Origin of the sequence: Microbacterium arborescens (assembly GCF_049707515.1) — a bacterium.
Classification (GTDB): Bacteria; Actinomycetota; Actinomycetes; order Actinomycetales; family Microbacteriaceae; genus Microbacterium; species Microbacterium arborescens_B.
Genome location: NZ_JBNAFI010000005.1, coordinates 218,743 through 235,026, shown reverse-complemented (window position 1 = coordinate 235,026; position 16,284 = coordinate 218,743). Strand labels below are relative to the sequence as shown.

General features: G+C 71.3%; 14 protein-coding genes. 5 read left to right on the top strand and 9 right to left on the bottom strand.

What is annotated here, in order from left to right; translation table 11 throughout:
- Nucleotides 1-82 precede the first annotated feature (82 nt).
- A complete protein-coding gene (locus tag ACPYN5_RS11745) occupies nucleotides 83-1,201 on the top strand; it encodes an alpha/beta fold hydrolase (RefSeq protein WP_424449172.1) in 1,119 nt (372 codons plus the stop codon).
- Between the two features lie 12 nt (nucleotides 1,202-1,213).
- On the opposite strand, the gene ACPYN5_RS11740 is transcribed toward ACPYN5_RS11745, so the two are convergent.
- Complete coding sequence (locus ACPYN5_RS11740; RefSeq protein WP_424449224.1) at nucleotides 1,214-1,645, bottom strand: nucleoside deaminase; 432 nt, start codon at nucleotides 1,643-1,645, stop codon at nucleotides 1,214-1,216.
- Nucleotides 1,646-1,732: 87 nt separating this feature from the next.
- Here ACPYN5_RS11740 and upp point away from each other — a divergent pair, with 87 nt between their 5' ends.
- A complete protein-coding gene (upp, locus tag ACPYN5_RS11735; protein WP_424449171.1) occupies nucleotides 1,733-2,368 on the top strand; it encodes a uracil phosphoribosyltransferase in 636 nt (211 codons plus the stop codon).
- Nucleotides 2,369-2,471: 103 nt separating this feature from the next.
- Here upp and ACPYN5_RS11730 read toward each other — a convergent pair whose 3' ends face one another.
- Nucleotides 2,472-6,053, bottom strand: coding sequence for a TM0106 family RecB-like putative nuclease (locus ACPYN5_RS11730; RefSeq protein WP_424449170.1), 3,582 nt, complete (start codon nucleotides 6,051-6,053; stop codon nucleotides 2,472-2,474).
- 70 nt (nucleotides 6,054-6,123) lie between these two features.
- On the opposite strand from ACPYN5_RS11730, the gene ACPYN5_RS11725 reads away from it, so the two are divergent.
- Nucleotides 6,124-8,193, top strand: a complete 2,070-nt coding sequence (locus tag ACPYN5_RS11725) for an NAD(+) synthase (protein ID WP_424449169.1) — start codon at nucleotides 6,124-6,126, stop codon at nucleotides 8,191-8,193.
- 15 nt (nucleotides 8,194-8,208) lie between these two features.
- On the opposite strand, the gene ACPYN5_RS11720 is transcribed toward ACPYN5_RS11725, so the two are convergent.
- Nucleotides 8,209-8,790 carry a hypothetical protein gene (locus ACPYN5_RS11720; protein ID WP_424449168.1) on the bottom strand — a complete coding sequence of 194 codons (582 nt, stop codon included), beginning with the start codon at nucleotides 8,788-8,790 and terminating at the stop codon, nucleotides 8,209-8,211.
- Between the two features lie 122 nt (nucleotides 8,791-8,912).
- On the opposite strand from ACPYN5_RS11720, the gene ACPYN5_RS11715 reads away from it, so the two are divergent.
- Nucleotides 8,913-9,044: a hypothetical protein gene (locus ACPYN5_RS11715; protein WP_258524632.1), complete on the top strand. Its 132-nt coding sequence runs from the start codon at nucleotides 8,913-8,915 to the stop codon at nucleotides 9,042-9,044.
- Between the two features lie 2 nt (nucleotides 9,045-9,046).
- Nucleotides 9,047-9,607, top strand: coding sequence for a phosphorylase family protein (locus tag ACPYN5_RS11710; RefSeq protein ID WP_424449167.1), 561 nt, complete (start codon nucleotides 9,047-9,049; stop codon nucleotides 9,605-9,607).
- On the opposite strand, the gene ACPYN5_RS11705 is transcribed toward ACPYN5_RS11710, so the two are convergent.
- The 6 genes from ACPYN5_RS11705 to ACPYN5_RS11680 all read right to left on the bottom strand — a co-directional run bounded on the left by ACPYN5_RS11705 (nucleotide 9,595) and on the right by ACPYN5_RS11680 (nucleotide 16,191).
- The gene (locus ACPYN5_RS11705; RefSeq protein WP_424449166.1) at nucleotides 9,595-9,777 is read right to left on the bottom strand and encodes a hypothetical protein; all 183 of its coding nucleotides are present in this window, start codon (nucleotides 9,775-9,777) and stop codon (nucleotides 9,595-9,597) included. The genes ACPYN5_RS11710 and ACPYN5_RS11705 overlap by 13 nt on opposite strands.
- A 9-nt stretch (nucleotides 9,778-9,786) precedes the next feature.
- Nucleotides 9,787-12,786 (bottom strand): AAA family ATPase, encoded by a 3,000-nt coding sequence (locus ACPYN5_RS11700; protein ID WP_424449165.1) that lies wholly within the window; start codon nucleotides 12,784-12,786, stop codon nucleotides 9,787-9,789.
- On the bottom strand, nucleotides 12,783-13,931 hold the full coding sequence (locus ACPYN5_RS11695; RefSeq protein WP_424449164.1) for an exonuclease SbcCD subunit D: 1,149 nt from the start codon (nucleotides 13,929-13,931) through the stop codon (nucleotides 12,783-12,785). The genes ACPYN5_RS11700 and ACPYN5_RS11695 overlap by 4 nt, the downstream gene beginning before the upstream one ends.
- 62 nt (nucleotides 13,932-13,993) lie before the next feature.
- On the bottom strand, nucleotides 13,994-15,457 hold the full coding sequence (locus tag ACPYN5_RS11690; RefSeq protein WP_424449163.1) for an MFS transporter: 1,464 nt from the start codon (nucleotides 15,455-15,457) through the stop codon (nucleotides 13,994-13,996).
- Between the two features lie 144 nt (nucleotides 15,458-15,601).
- Nucleotides 15,602-15,961, bottom strand: a complete 360-nt coding sequence (locus ACPYN5_RS11685) for a hypothetical protein (RefSeq protein WP_424449162.1) — start codon at nucleotides 15,959-15,961, stop codon at nucleotides 15,602-15,604.
- Nucleotides 15,958-16,191: a hypothetical protein gene (locus ACPYN5_RS11680; RefSeq protein ID WP_424449161.1), complete on the bottom strand. Its 234-nt coding sequence runs from the start codon at nucleotides 16,189-16,191 to the stop codon at nucleotides 15,958-15,960. The genes ACPYN5_RS11685 and ACPYN5_RS11680 overlap by 4 nt, the downstream gene beginning before the upstream one ends.
- Nucleotides 16,192-16,284: the final 93 nt, after the last annotated feature.

The following is a 16,284-nucleotide window of genomic DNA, read 5'->3' as shown; positions in this document are numbered from 1 at the left end:
GAGGAAACGGTCGAGAGGTAGAGTCGAAGCGTCCGCGGGCGCGGAGGCGCTCGCCGCGCAGAGCAGAGCGAAGGATTCCGCCATGCCCCTCTTCGACGGCATCACGCCACGCATCATCGAGACGTCGCGCCTGGCGGTGAACATCCTCGAACGCGCCGCCGACGACCGCGACACTCCCGCCGACCGCACGCTGGTGCTCCTGCACGCGGCACCCGGCTCGAGCCTGTTCTGGCAGGAGATCATCGAGGATCTCCCGAGCGACGTCCGCCCCATCGCGATCGACCTGCGCGGGTTCGGCGGCACCGAGCACCTCCCCGTCGATGCGACGCGCGGCGTGCGCGACTTCTCCGACGATGTGCGTGCGACCCTCGAGGCCCTGGGGCTCGATGCGGTCCACTTCGTCGGCTGGGGCCTGGGCGCGGCCGTCGCGATGCAGTACGCCCTCGATCACCGAGTGCTCTCGCTGAGCCTGCTCTCGCCGGTGTCGCCCTATGGGTTCGGCGGAACGCGTCTCGACGGCTCACGCCTCACCGACGATGACGCGGGATGCGGCGGAGGCGCCGTCAGCGCGTCCGTCGTCGAACGCCTCACCACGCGCGACTCCGGCGACGGCGAGGGCACGGCGCGCTCGATCTTCCGCACCACATTCGTCTCGCCCGATTACGAGTCCGACAACGAGGACACGTGGGTCGAGGCGATGCTCTCGACCTCGACCGCCGAGGGCAACTATCCGGGCGACAGCGTCGCCAGCGACAACTGGCCGGGCTTCGCCGCGGGCCGCCTCGGCGTGCAGAACGCCCTCGCACCGGGGCACTTCGACGTCTCGTCGATCGTCGGGCTCGCGGACGGTTACGACGCTCCCCCCATCCTCTGGGTGCGCGGCGGCTCGGATGTCGTCGTGGCCGACGGATCGTTCGCCGACAGCGGGCACCTCGGCGAGATCGGGGCTCTGCCGGGCTGGCCCGGCGTCGAGGTCGCACCCGCCCAGCAGATGGTCGCGCAGACCCGCGCCGTCTTCGACCGGTACCGCGAGGCGGGTGGTCAGGTGACCGAGGTGGTCATCGAGGGAGTCGGGCACGCCGTCCACCTCGAGCGCCCGGGCAAGGTCCGAACCGCGATCCTCTCCACCATCGGCTACCTCGGCACGCCCCTGTCGCCCGCTCCCCCGACCGAGGCGATCATCCTCAGCTCCTGGGACTGATCGCCGCGGTGCTCATCGCTGGCGCGCGAAGAAGGCGCGCAGCAGCGCCGACGACTCCGCGGACCGGACGCCGGCCACGACCTCGGCTCGCACCGGAAGGCGGCGGTCGCGCACGAGGTCGTACTGCGAGCCGGCCGCGCCCGCCTTGTCGTCCCACGCGCCGAACACCAGCCGCGAGACGTGCGCCTGCAGCATCGCGCCGGCGCACATCGCGCACGGCTCGAGCGTGACGGTGAGAGTGCACCCCGCGAGATTCCACGATCCGGTAGCGGCGGCCGCCGCTCGCAGCGCGACCACCTCGGCGTGCGCGGTCGGATCCCCCGTGGCCTCGCGCAGGTTCCGCCCTTCGCCCAGCACGGAGCCCGCAGCGTCGGTGACGACGGCTCCGACGGGGATGTCGCCCGCCGCGGCAGCATCCTGCGCGAGCGCGAGCGCCCGGGTCATGCTGCGGATGTCGCCAGCGGATGCCGTGAGGGTCACGGCATCCAGCGTAGGCCGAGGCGGCACGGGCCGTCCGCGTAGGATCATCACATGCGTGTTCACGTCGCCGATCACCCCCTGATCACCCACAAGCTCTCGGTCCTGCGCGACAAGAACACCACCTCGCCGGTGTTCCGCCAGCTGACGGAGGAACTGGTCACCCTGCTCGCGTACGAGGCCACGCGCAACGTCCGCACCGTGCAGGTCGAGATCGAGACTCCGGTGACCCGCACGACGGGTCTGTCGATCGCGAAGCCCCGCCCGCTCGTCGTGCCGATCCTCCGCGCCGGCCTGGGCATGCTCGAGGGCATGACCAAGCTGCTGCCGACCGCCGAGGTGGGCTTCCTCGGGATGGCGCGGAACGAGGTGACGTTCGAGCCCACGACCTACGCCGAGCGTCTGCCCGACGACCTCAGCGACCGGCAGTGCTTCGTCCTGGACCCGATGCTGGCCACCGGCGGATCGCTCGGCGCCGCGATCGACTTCATCTTCCAGCGCGGTGCGCAGGATGTCACCGCGATCTGCATCCTCGGCGCACCCGAGGGCCTGGCCGCGATCGAGAAGCAGGTCGGCGACCGCGACGTGACGCTCGTCCTGGGTGCGCTCGATGAGCGTCTCGATGAGCGCGGCTACATCGTTCCCGGTCTCGGCGACGCGGGCGACCGCCTCTACGGCACCGTCGACTGACCCGCGACCGCGACCCGCGTTCAGAGCGCACGTGCGCGGATGAAGCGCAGTTCGAACCGCGCCCGTCGCTGACAACTGCGCCCCATAGTGCGGGGCGCGCGGGTCAGACGGCGCCGACGAGCCGGGCGAAGGCACTCATCCGCGCGACGCCCTCGGGCGTGCGGGGCAGATCGTCGAGGATGCCGGTGCCGTAGACGACGTAGGCGGTGTGCTGCGCGCGTGACACCGCGACGTTGAGCCGGTTCTGCAGCAGCAGGAACTCCAGACCGCGCGGAGCGTCTCGACCCGAGGACGCCGCGAGCGACACGATCGCCACCGCGGCCTCCTGCCCCTGGAACCGGTCGACCGTCCCCACCGGCACCTCGCTGAAGCCCGCTGCGGTGAGCGCTTCTTCGACGAGGACCTGCTGGGCGTTGTACGGCGTGACCACGATGATGTCGCGCTGGGTGAGCGCCCGCGCCTCGCGCTCGGGGTCGGGCTGCCACCCGCGGCCGATGAGGTCTTCAACGAGTCGGACCACGACCTTGGCCTCCTCGGGCGAGGCTGTGGCGTTGCGCCGGTGCGGCACGGGGATCGGCTGCACCCCCGGCGCGATCCCGGAGAGGACCCGTTGCGCGGTCGATGCGTGCGCGGCGAGCCTGCCGTCGTACGCCAGCACGGAGACCGGCTCGGCGACCTCGGGCCGCATCCGCCGGGTCTCGGCGAGGAAGAACCCGCGGTCGTCGGGGATGACGTGAGCGCCGTCCATGATCCAGCCGAGGGCCGATGTGTCGACGGGCTCGGGATGCGTGCCCTGGCTGACCTGAGGCAGCTGCTGCGGATCTCCGAGCAGCAGCAGCCGCGAGGCCGCCACCGAGACCGCGATGGTCGACGCGAGCGAGAACTGCCCGGCCTCGTCGATCACGAGCAGATCGAGACTGCCGCGCGGGATGCGGCCGGCGTGCGTGAGGTCCCACGCGGTGCCGCCGATGACGTACCCGTTCGGGCGCTGCGCGGTGAAGTCGGCCACGCCGTTCTTCGCGATGACGGTGAAGGCCTCATCACCGGTCGGATCGCCCTTCACCGCCTTGGCGATCTGCTCGCGGGGCACGCCCGCGTCGGCGATCCGATCGAGCATGTTCTCCACGACGGCGTGCGACTGCGCGACGACCCCGACCCGGTACCCCCGCTCGGCGACCAGCCGCGCGACGACGTGGGAGCCGACGTAGGTCTTTCCGGTTCCGGGAGGACCCTGCACGGCCAGGTAGCTGCGGTCGAGGTCGAGGATCGCGCGCGAGATGTCGGCGATCACGTCGTGCCCGTCGCCGGCCAGCGCACCGGAGAGTGTGCGCGGCGGTCGGCGCAGCAGCAGGTCGGTGGCGGGATCGGCCCGAAGAGCCGGCGCCGCTTCGATGACGGCGTCGGCCCATGCGTCGATCGCGGCCTGCTGGCTCCCCGCTTGCGGCGGCGCCGCCGGCGTGAGGGCGATGGGCAGTTCGGACCACATGTACGCGCCGGCGGCGAGTTCCTCGACGATCGCGCCGTCGTCGAGCACCTCGACCACGCGCACGCGCCGGTCGGCATGGATGAAGCGGGGCCGGGGGTCGGTGGGGAACGGCGCCGGCGCCTCGTAGATCGCGAACGGCGACGAGTCCACACTCAGCCGCGTGCCCGGCGCGACATCGCCCCGCAGCTCGATGAGCCGCCGATCGGTGCGCGCCCCCTCGGGCCGGTGCCAGTCCTCCAGGACGCGACTGCGTTCGGCGGTGACGGCGACGACGTCGCGGGTGTCCTCCCACATCGAGAGGGGCTCGCGCAGGCGGAGGAAATGCGCCGCCCAGAACGACTTCGCCTCGCGAGGGTAGTAGTCGATCGCAGCCGCGCCGAGTCGGAGCGCCACCGCCGCCGGCGATTCGGATCCTGCCGGGTCGTCACCGGCAGCCGCATCCGCGAGTCGGGACAGGGTGAGGGCGCGCGGAGACGGCTCGTACGCGCGCTCTTCGGGCTCGACGTCGGCCGACGGGCGCAGCTGAGCCTCGCGCGCGCGGTCGACGAGCCAGTCGCGCAGCCGCCGGGTCGAGACGCAGTCGTACCGGTTGTAATCGGCCAGATCCTCGAGGATCGCGTCGGCACCCTCGGCATCCCCGGCCTCGGCGAGAGCCCGCGCCTCGACATACCGGACGATCGAGTCATCGCCCTTCTGCACGTCGCTCGTGCGGACCTCGGCGCCCATGTACAGCGGCTCGAGCTTCTTGATGGAGTACGACCGGGAACCGACGCGCAGTGCCCGGCGGACGATCGGATACAGATCGACGAAGACGCCGTCGCGCAGCAGACGGTCGACCTCCGCCTCGCCGACGCCGTAGCGGGCGGCCATGGCGAGCAGGTGCGTGGGCTCGTACGGCGCGTAGTGGTAGATGTGCATCGCCGGATGCGCCGCGCGTTGCGCCGCGACGACCCGCAGGAACGTCTGGAACGCCTCCTTCTCCTCGGCGAACGTGTGTGCCCACAGCGACGAGTACTGCTCACGGAGGTCGACCCACCCGAACAGGTAGTCGATGCCCCACTGGCGAGACGCACCCTCGGTGTAGAGCGGATCGCCCTCGAAGTCGAAGAAGAGGTCACCCAGATCGGGCCGGGGCAGCGCTCCGAGAGCCTTCGGGAAGACCACCTCGTACGTCGGCACGGGGGCAGCCTGCTCGGCGACGTCGCCAGCACCCTCGCCACGCTCGTCGCCGTCACCGTGGGCACCGCCATCGCCGTCGCCGTGAGCATCGCCATCACCAGCGGTGCGCGGTACGCCGCCAGCGGGACTGCCGAGCTGAAGACGCGCCTGCGTGCGCAGGCCCGCGAACGTGTCCCACGCCATCCGCCCGGGTGCCTCGCGCGCGGCGGCCAGGTCGTCGATCGTCATGACACCGGCAGCGCGCAGCCGCTCGCGCTGGATCGGGCGCATGCCCGCGACGAGAAGCAGATCGCGCGCGGTCACGACCTCCAGGTCGCATGTCGCACATCGGCCGCATGCCGCGACCCGGAGGTCTCCGCGGTCGTCTCCCCAGGCGATGGGCTCGCCCGCGGCTCCCGCCTCGACCTGGCGGTCGGCGATGAGGGTTCGCAGTCGCTGCCGACGCAGCACGAAGACCGGTGCGATGTCGGCACGGGCGTGCCGCGATACCGTGCCGTCACCGAGCAGCAGCTCGACGTGATCGGCCACCGGCGCGCCGGCACGATCGAGCTGTACCGCGTAGGCCTCGAGCTGCATGAGGGCGGTGACGCGCGCGTGCCGCGCGAGCTTGGTGTCCTGCACGATCCACCGGCCGTCGTCGCCGCGCAGCAGGAAATCGGCGAAGCCGACGAAGTCGGTGTCGGAGAACGCCGCCTGGTAGATCACGTGCGCATCCGACGTCAGGGCCTCGAGCGTCCGTGCAACCGCCTTCGCCAGGCCCGCGGCATCCGATGATCGCGTCTCGGGGATCTCCGTGACACCGTCACCGAACTCGGCACGGTAGGCCGCGAGCTGACGCTCCTCGTGGCGGTCGCCCAGACGTCCGGCGCGCTCGAGGGTCGGGTCGTCGGGCTCGTCGACAGCGGCCACGCGTCCGAGCTTCGCGTCGATCGCACGCAGCCAGGCGAACTCGCACTCGGCGGCCGCCTTCAGGTCGCTCGCGCTCCAGACGATCCGGCCTTCGTCCTCGATGTATCGCATGATCCCCTTTCGTTCAATGACCCTAACCGCGTGGTGCGACACCGCCGGCGCCGGTGCCAGACTCAGGAGGGTGAACGAGTCGCTCCCCTTCGCCAGCGCGTACGCCCACGGCTTCGCGCGGATCGCCGCCTGCACCATTCCGGTCGCCATCGCCGATCCCGCCACCAACGCCGAAGCCGTCCTCGCCGAGGCGCGCGCGTGCGACGCCGACTCGGTCGCCGTCGCCGTCTTCCCGGAGCTGTGCCTCACCGGCTACGCGATCGAGGACCTCGTCCTGCAGGACGCGGTGCTGGATGCCGTCGACGCGGCCATCGAGCGCATCGTCGAGGCATCCGTCGACCTCATGCCGGTGCTGGTGGTCGGGGCCCCGCTCCGGCACCGCAGCCGCCTCTACAACTGCGCCGTCGTCATCCACCGCGGCGAGATCCTCGGTGTCGCCCCCAAGGCTCATCTGCCCACGTACCGCGAGTTCTACGAGCGCCGCTGGTACGCCGCGGGCGAGGAATGGGACGGCGAGGGCATCCGCATCGGGGCGCACGAGACGGTGTTCGGCACGAACCTGCTCTTCGACGTCCGCGACGTCCCCGGGCTCGTCCTGCACGCCGAGGTGTGCGAGGACATGTGGGTTCCGGTGCCGCCCTCGTCGCGTGCAGCGCTGGCGGGCGCGACGGTGCTCGTGAACCTCTCGGGCTCGCCCATCACGATCGGGCGGGCCGACGACCGCCGCACGCTCGTGCAGTCCCAGTCGCTGCGGTGCCTGGCCGTCTACGCGTACGCAGCTGCCGGGCTCGGCGAGTCGACCAACGACGTCTCGTGGGACGGTCAGACCATGATCTACGAGGGCGGTTCGCTCCTCGCCGAGACCGAGCGCTTCCCCGACGGCCCGCGCCGCAGCATCGCCGACGTCGACCTCGACCGCGTGCGCCAGGACCGCTACCGCCAGGGCACCTTCGACGACAACCGGCGCACGACGGCCACCGACTTCCTCACGGTGGAGACCTTCCTCCAGCCGCCCACCGAGGACATCGGCCTGCGGCGCACGCTCGACCGCTTCCCCTTCGTCCCCGACGACCCTGCCCGTCTCGACCAGGACTGCTACGAGGCGTTCAACATCCAGGTGTCGGGCCTCGAGCAGCGGATGCGGGCGATCGGCGGGCCGCGCCCCGTCATCGGCGTCTCCGGAGGCCTGGATTCGACCCATGCGCTGCTGGTGGTCGCGCGCGCCATGGACCGCATGGGCCGCCCCCGCAGCGACATCCTGGCCTACACGATGCCCGGCTTCGCCACGAGCGACCACACGAAGTCCAACGCGGTCGCCCTGGCCGAGGCGATCGGCGCGACGATCGAGACGATCGACATCCGACCGGCGGCGAATGAGATCTTGCGCGGCATCGGGCACCCCTACGCCTCGGGTGAGCCGGTGTACGACGTCACGTTCGAGAACGTGCAGGCCGGTGTGCGCACCGACTTCCTCTTCCGCCTCGCCAACCGCCTGAACGGCATCGTCATCGGCACATCCGACCTCTCCGAGCTCGCCCTCGGCTGGGCCACGTACGGCGTCGGCGACCACATGAGCCACTACGCCGTGAACGTCGGGGTGCCCAAGACGCTCATGCAGCACCTCATCCGCTGGGTCATCGCGCACCGCGAAGGCACCGGCACCGACCTGTCCGACGAAGCCGTGGCGGTGCTGCAGTCGGTGCTCGACACCGAGATCAGCCCCGAGCTGGTCCCCGCGGGCGAAGACGGCAAGGTGCAGTCGACCGAGTCGACGATCGGCCCCTACGCCCTGCACGACTTCGCGCTCCACCACGTTCTGCGCTACGGCTTCCGCCCGTCCAAGATCGCCTTCCTCGCGCAGCACGCGTGGTCGGACGCGGATGCCGGCGACTGGCCGGTCGGCTTCCCCCGCGACAGCCGTTACGCCTACGATCTCGCCGAGATCGCGCACTGGCTCCAGGTCTTCATCAAGCGGTTCTTCGGCTTCGCGCAGTTCAAGCGCAGCGCGATCCCCAACGGTCCTAAGGTCGCCGCGGCGGGCTCGCTGTCGCCGCGCGGCGACTGGAGGGCCCCCTCCGACGGCAACCCCGAGGCCTGGCTGGCGGAGCTGCGCCGCGCGCTGCCCGACCTCGTCGACTGACCCGGGCGGGCCCGGTCAGCCCACCGGAAGCGTGCCGTAGGCGAGCGTGATGAGCCAACCGTCACGCGAGACGTCGACGAGGGTGTACTTCATCTTGCGATCGGGGATCCACCCGCGGTGACGGCCCGCGTCGAGGCGGACATGTTCAGGCGCGACGCGCACCCCGCGACCGTCGGCTTCGAGAACGGCCTGCACATGCACCCAATGGTCCACGAGGTCGCGCACGTCGGTCGAGGAGAACAGCCGGGAGTGCTTGCGCATGCGGGTGAGGTCTGCGGGCTCGGGGTGAGCGTCACGGATGTCGATCCCCAGGGGCAGGCCCGGATCGCTGACCGCCACGACGGTGGCCGCGCGGAAACTGGCGGTCGTGATCGCCAGCGGCACCTCGACGCCGTCGCGGGATGCGATGAGGCGGGTGTGATACCCGAAGCCACGAGGCGCCTCGCGCTCGATGCGCACGTCCTTCTCCTCGCAGCCGAGTGCCTGAGCGATCAGTTCGCGCGCGATCCTCCGGCGGCGATCGTGCACCGTGATGGCCGGGTCCCAGCCGAGTCGCGCCGTGATGCCCGCGGGCGTGTCGAGAAGTACCGTCTGCATGCCGTCGCTCCCGCCTGTCGATGGTCTGACCTCATTTCGAGTCTAGCGAGCGCCGCGTTTCGCGCGAGGGGCACAGCCGGGCATAATCGCGAGCCCGGTGCCACCTCGCTTAGGCTGGCCGGATGAGCCTCGACAACGGCGACGACAAGCGGCCCTCCTCTGCCCGTATCGCGATCTGGGTCGTGGTGGGCGGCATCGGCGCCTACCTGCTGATCTCCGGCATCCTCGGCATCATCGCTCGGGGCGGCGCCTGATCGTGCGGCGTCTCCTCGTCGTCGCCCATCGCGACGAGCTCACCGGCTTCCCCCCCGACATCCCGGGGTTCGACATCCTCCTCACCGGGCCGGGCAAACTGCTCGCCGCGCATGAGCTGACTCGCGCCCTCGATCGCGCGGTCTACGACGAGGTCGTCGTCGTCGGCACGGCCGGCGCGGTCGCCGGCGCCCTGGGTCCCGGCATCTACGAGATCGCCGACGCCGTTCAGCACGACGTCTTCGACCTCGCCGGTGTCCGCGGACGCCACGTCTCGATGCCCGAGCGCGTGGAGACCGGGGCAGCGGGGGTCCGCATCGCCACGGGCGACGTCTTCGTCGACGACGCAGAGGCGGTGGCGCTCATCCAGTCGCTCGGAGCTCAGCTCGTCGACATGGAGACCTACGTCTACATCTGGGTCGCGCAGCGGTTCGGCGTCCCCATCCGCGTGCTCAAGGCGGTGTCGGACGACGCGCAGGACGGGGCGACCACGGGCTGGGACGACGCCGTTTCCGCGTGCAGCGCGGCGCTGTACGAGCGGGTCCGCGCCGACTACGGCGTGTGATCGCCGCTGCGGGCGAACAGCCGACGCAGCACCAGGAACACCACGAGGGCGACGACCGCGATCAGCCCGAGCTTGACGGCGAAGACGGCGAGTCGCAGCACGACGTCGACGACCACCCAGGCGATGAGAATCGCGGCGATCACGCCGACGACGGTCCAGAAAGTCCTCACGGGTTCACCCTAGTCGCGCTCGCTGAGGGACTCCTGTCGGATGATGCTCGGCCCCTCCCGCGTCGCCTCCACGGTGATCTGCGCGGCGAGCTGCTCCTTCATCGCCTCGACGTGGCTGATCACGCCCACGGTGCGACCTCCCGCGCGCAGCTCGTCGAGGGTGCGCATCGCCAGTTCCAGTGTCTCGGGGTCGAGCGAGCCGAATCCCTCGTCGACGAAGAGGGTGTCGAGGCGGATGCCGCCGGCACGGCCCGTGACGACCTCGGCGAGCCCGAGGGCGAGCGCGAGCGAGGCCAGGAACGTCTCGCCTCCCGACAGGGACTGCGGCGAGCGCAGTCGTCCGGTGTGGGCATCGAGCACCTCGAGCCCCAATCCCGACGCCGCACCCCGCGCCTGGAGTGCGTCGCTGTGGTGCAGGGTGTATCGGCCCGAGGACATGTCGCGCAGACGCAGATTGGCCGCGGCGACGATCTCCTCGAGCTCGGCCGCGAGGACGAAGGTCTCCAGGTCCATCTTCCGCGTGTTGGGGGCCCGACCCGCGACGGTGTCAGCGAGACGGGTCACGGTCGCCGTCCGCTCGGCGAGGGCCGAGATCGTCGAGAAGGCCTCATCGATCCTGACGAGGAGCTCGCGCAGCCGTTCGACCGCGTTCAGCGCATCGCGGTGGGCGGCGATCGCGCTGCTGCGCGCGGCGTCGCCCTCGGCGACAGTCGCCGCGGATGCCGCGAGATCGGGCCGATCGTCGGCGACCCCCGCGGCGGCGAGCTCGAGCTCGAGCAGCCGCGCGCGCGTGGCCGCGACGTCGGCGGCGTACTCGGCCACACGCCGGGCGAGCGCGCTTCGCGCCGCATCGGAGAGCAGCGCCTCGCGGACCTCGTCTGCATCGGCGAAGACGGACACCTCGATGCGCTGCGCACGATCGGCTGCGGCGGCGGACGCCGCAGCCTCGCTGTGCACGAGTGCCGCACGGCTCTCGAGCGTCGCGCGTGCGAGATCGCGACGCGTGGCCGCGGCGTCGATGCGTTCGCCGACGCTGGCGAAGGGGCCACGCGCATCCGCGACCTCTTTCTCGATGCGCGCGAGGGTCGCCGCCGCGACAGCGGAACGCTCGCGCGCCTCCGCCACTGCGGCGACGAGCCGAGCGCGCTCCTCGGTCGCCTCGGCGTCGAGACGGTCGAGGACGTCGCGTTGCTCGCTCAGCGCGGCGACGCGCTCCCCCGCCCGCTCGGCCGCGGCGAGTTCCTCGCGTGCCGCGGTGAGAAGCGTCGTGAGCTCGTCGACGCCTCGGCCCGCGGCGCTGGCCGCGACCGTCGCGTGCTCGCGTCGAAGCTGCGCCGCGAGCTCGCCCGCCTCCCGCGCATCGACGGCGGCTGCGTCTCGGGTCGATTCCGCGGCAGCCAGGTCATCATCGGTGAGCCCGTGCTCGACCGGGGGCGCCGGATGCGGGTGATCGACCGATCCGCAGACCGGGCACGGCTCGCCGTCGACGAGGTCGGCGGCGAGCTCCCCCGCCCGATCCGCCAATCGCCGTCGAAGCAGCTCGGTCACAGCGGCAGCCGCCGCATCCGCCGCCGCACTCGTCCGCAGGTAGCGCTGCTCGGCCTCCGTGAGCTCGCTCGCGAGGCGATGCGCCTCGCGAGCAGCGTCCGTCTGGACGGCGAGTTCGCCGACCCGCGAGCGCTGCTCCTCGGTGCGTGCGGACTCCACCGTCGCCGCCGCGAGCTCGCGACCGAGGCGCTCGCGTTCCTCGGGCAGCATCGCATGCTGTTCGTCGAGAAGCGCCGCCTGCTCGGTGAGGAGCGTCAGCTCAGCGGCGCTCGCGTCCCGGTCGCTGATCGCGCGCGTGAGATCGCGCTCGCGCTCGAGAGCGTCCGACCAGCGCGCGATGTCGCCCGTGAGGGTCTCGACGATGGCGACGATGTCGTCATCGTCCTTCCCGCCGGCTTCGCTCCAGCGCGACTCGGCCCGCACGGCGGCGGCTCGGGCGGCAGCGGCCGCATCGGCTGCGCGGTCGGCCTGCTCGAGCGTCGCCCGCAGCGCTTCCGCCGCGCGGCCCCGTTCGAGGCGCTGCTCATCCGCCGCCACCTCGTCGCCGAGGGCGTCGAGGTCGGCCAGGCGCCGGCGAGCGGCCGCGAGCTCATCGAGCACACGAGCCCGCTCCACGAGCTCGGCGTGCGCCGCCACGAGGGCCGCTTGCCGGGACTCGGCCTGCTGGCGGAGCTCGTCGGTCTGCTCGACCCGGTACTCCGCGCGCCGCCGGGCGCGCTCCACGACGTCGCGGCGGGCGGCGAGATCGAGCGAAGCCGGTGGAGCTTCGTCGCCGATCGTGCTGTCGGCCTGCTGCCGCGCGGCTGCCTCGGCGAGGTCGAGCAGTGTCCGCACCTGCTCGCCCGCCGCGTCGAGCTCGCGCTGCGCGCTACGGCGCCGCTCCTCGAGATCGTCCTTGTACTGCTCGAAGCGCTTCGTGCCGAACAGGGTGCGCAGCAGCTGCTGCCGTTCGTCGTTGCGTGCCAACAGGAATCGCGAGAACTTGTTCTGCGCCAGCAGGATGACCTGCTGGAACTGCTGCGCGTTCAGCCCGAGCACGTCATCGAGCAGCAGCGCCACCTCGCGCGGCTTCGCGGCTCGACCGACCCAATCGCCGTCGACGAACTGCTCGAGCTCGGCACGCGCGATCTCGGTCGTCAGCTTGTCGCCGCGCTTGGCCGGCCGTTCGTACTCCGGCGCGCGCGAGACGCGCCACCGCTGTCCGCCGACCGTGAACTCCAGCCGCACCTGGGTGGGGTCGCCGAGAAAGCTGTGATCGCTGCGCAGCCGTCGCTCGCCGTTGTCGTAGCGCGGCACCGAGCCGTACAGCGCGAAGCTCACCCCGTCGAGGATGCTCGACTTGCCGGCGCCCGTCCGCCCCGAGATGAGGAACACACCGTCGCGATCGAACGCGTCGAAGTCGACGGTCTGCTTCTCGCGGAACGGACCGAAGCCGGTCAGTTCGAGGCGGTGGAGCTTCACGCCATCGCCTCGACGCGCATCCGTTCGTCGAGGACGTCGGCGAGGAGTTCGCGCTCGCCCGCGTCGGCCCCGGCACCCTCTCGCACGTGCACGAGGAAGGCTTCGACCAGCTCCGCGTCGCTGCGCGCGGCGCGGACGCGATCGACGTACGTCCGCCCCTCCCGCTGCGACGCGTCGGCGGGTGCGTGCACGACCTTCGCGCAGAAGCGGAAACGCTCCTGCAGCCGCCGCATGGGGTCACGCTCGGGAAGGGTGTCGGTGTACTCGACGCACACCCACGAATCGGCGTGCTCGTCGTACGCGGGATCGGCGAGCACATCGGCGAGGGCTCCGCGCAGCGTGACGACCCGGCGCGGAACCGGGAGTTCGAGCCACCGCGCATCGGAGAAGCCGTGGGCGTCGAGCTCGACCAGCCACGATCCGCGGGGCTTGTCGCCTTCGCCGAAGCTGTAGTGGAGGGGGGCGCCGGCGTACCGGACCGAGGGAGCGAGCTGCTGCCGTCCGTGGATGTGTCCGAGCGCCGTGTAGTCGACGCCCGCGAACGCGGCGAGCGGCACGACGTCGAGACCGCCCTGCTGGATGTCGCGCTCGAGGTGCGGCGTCGGCTCGACGCCGGCCGCGAAGCAGTGCGCGATGGCGACGGAGCGACCGCCCCGGCTCGCCAGATCGTCTCGGACGAGTCCCATGGCGCGGTCGATCACGGCCGCCTGCGAGCGCGCCTCGGGCCAGAGGTGCCGCAGCAGCGCGGGCTCGAGGTACGGGATGCCGTAGAAGTGCACGGGCCCATCGGCATCCGTGACGGTGACCGGCGTGCCCACGGAGGCCGGGTCGGTCAGGACGTGGATGCCCTCGCGCAGCAGCCCCGCCTGGAACCCCAACCGGGCGGCCGAGTCGTGGTTGCCGCTCGTGACGATGACGCAGGCTCCAGTGTCGGCGATGCCGCGCAGCGTGTCGGAGAGAAGGGCGTAGCACCCCGCCGCGGGCGCCGCGGAGTCGAACACGTCGCCGGCGACGACGACGACGTCGACCTCGTGTTCGCGCACCTGGTCGGTGAGGGTCTCGAGCACGCCCCGCAGCGCCTCGAGCGTTGAGTGACCGTGGAAGGTCCGCCCGATGTGCCAGTCGGAGGTGTGGAGGATCCGCATGCCGACCAGGGTAAGAGCAGGCTCCGACATCGCCCGTGCGCCCCGCGGGGAAGCGGCGACACTCAGGCCCGGCGGGCCCGTCGGCGCCGTGACGACAGGTCGGTCACGCCCAGCAGCAGGGCGACGGCCAGGAAGAGCCCGACGGAGATCATGCCGAGGCCATAGGCGTCGTGATACACGTCGATCGCCGGAGTCGCACCGTCGTCCTCGCGGTAGACCGTCGAGTAGAAGAGCGACAGCGCGACGGCGGTGCCGACCGCGGTGCCGATCCGCTGCACGAGCTGACCGACCGAGCCCGCGAGACCGCCCTGTCGCACCGGGATGTCCGCGAGCGTCAGCGTCTGGTTGGGAGAGATGACGAGGCCTCCCCCGAACCCGCCGACGGTGAGTACGGCGGCCATGGCGAACTCGACGATCCCCGGCGGCACGAAGTAGGCGACGAGGGCGAGCGCGACGACCGCCGAGAGCATGATCACCAGGCCCCACACGACGAGGGGGCGCCCGACGCGGGTCACCACCCGACCGCCGACGTACGACGCACCCGCACTGGCGACGGCGAACCCGATCGAGACCATCCCCGCGAACACCGGCGCGAGCCCGACTCCGAGCTGCAGGAAGAGCGTCGTGAGCAGGAACATCGCCGGCAGCGCCATGAAGTAGACGGCCTGGATGAGCGTGCCGTTTCGGTAGGACGAGACGGCGAAGAGCTCGAGGGGTACGAGCGGATGCTTGCCGGATGCCGCATACCGGCGCTCCCACCACACGAATGCCGCGGCGAACACCGCGAAGGCGACGAGCAGCCACCAGCGCTGCGGGTCGTCGTCGGGCGAGCCCGTCGTCATCAGGAACGGCGCCATGAGAGCGACGACCACGAGCCCGAACAGCAGCAGACCCACGGGATCCAGCTGCAGACGGGCCGGTCGCGATTCCCGTGTCTTCGGAAGCAGCCACAACACCCCGGCGAGGACGGCGAGGGTCAGCGGAACGTTCATCCAGAAGATGTAGCGCCAGCCGTCTTCCGCGCCGCCCAGCGCGATCATCAGGCCGCCGAGCGTCGGACCGAATGCCGTGGAGATGCCGATCGTCGCCCCGAATAGCCCGAAAGCCCTGCCACGCTCGGCCCCCTGGAACATCTCCTGTGCGAGCCCGATCACCTGCGGCATCTGGATGCCGGCTGCGACACCCTGCACGAGCCGCGCGGCCAGCAGGGTCTCGGTGTCGGGCGCCAGGGCGCAGACGATGCTCGTCACGGTGAACAGCGACAGCCCGATGACGAACAGTGCGCGCCGCGATCGCTGGTCGCCGATGCGTCCGGCCGGAACGAGCGTCAATCCGAAGGTGAGCACGTAGCCCGAGACGATGAGCTGCAGCTCGGTCGAACCGGCTCCGAAGGCCTGCTCGATCGAGGGCAGCGCGACGTTGACCTTCGTCAGGTCGAGGATGGTCAGTGCCGCCACGGCGACGCAGACCCAGAAGGCCCGCCACCGCTGGTGCACCGACAGCGGGATGGTTGCCGTGTCGCTCATCGAGGGACAGGGTATGCCCGCCCGGAGGTGACCGATCCACCCTTGCGCTTGCGGCCCGGTCGCCGTAGGCGCGCCGAGACGACAGCCCGAAGGGTGCATGACGGAATGCCCCGGGAAAAGAATCCCGGGGCATTCGGAAAGCCGTCAGTCGGTGGCGAGGTCGCCGACGATCCGCGAGATCTCGTCGTCGTCGACGTCGAGGCCGACCTCGGAGACGCGTTGCCGGACGTACTTGTCCACGGTCGCCCGGTTCTCGTCCGGAAGATCGGCGCGCAGCTGCGCGATGAGTCCGTCGAGACGCTCCTGGTCGTTCGTGTCGTGCATCGACAGTGCGGGGCCGTCCTGCACTCCGGGAGGCGAGACCGGCGTGTCCTCCTTCGGGGGCGTGACGTCACCCTCGGTGCCCGGCGACGTCGCCCGCGTTCCGCCGCGGCCCGTCTCGGGCGCATCCTGCGTCGCGGAGTCCGAGACGCTCGAGTCGATCTCGTCGGCCTGACCGCTCATCGCTGCTCCTCCTCGTCGGCCTGCTCGTCGGTGACGAGGTCGGGATCGAGCCCCTGCTGGATCTCAGCGCTCTCGACGAACCCGTCCGGGCTGTCGCCGTCGGGCATCTGCCGGGCGTCGGCGGGCGTGTCGGCGTCGCGGACGGCGTCGTCCTTCGCCTCGTTCGCTGCGAGCGAGGTGGCTTCGGCGCCGTCGGGATCGATGACGCCCTCGGGTAGATCGCGGTTCATGACTGTCTCCTTCGATCGATGGCTCCAGTCTGGCGCCCGCCTCCGGTCGTGATCACCGTCTTGACAGCCGCACCGCACTCGACCTACCGGCTC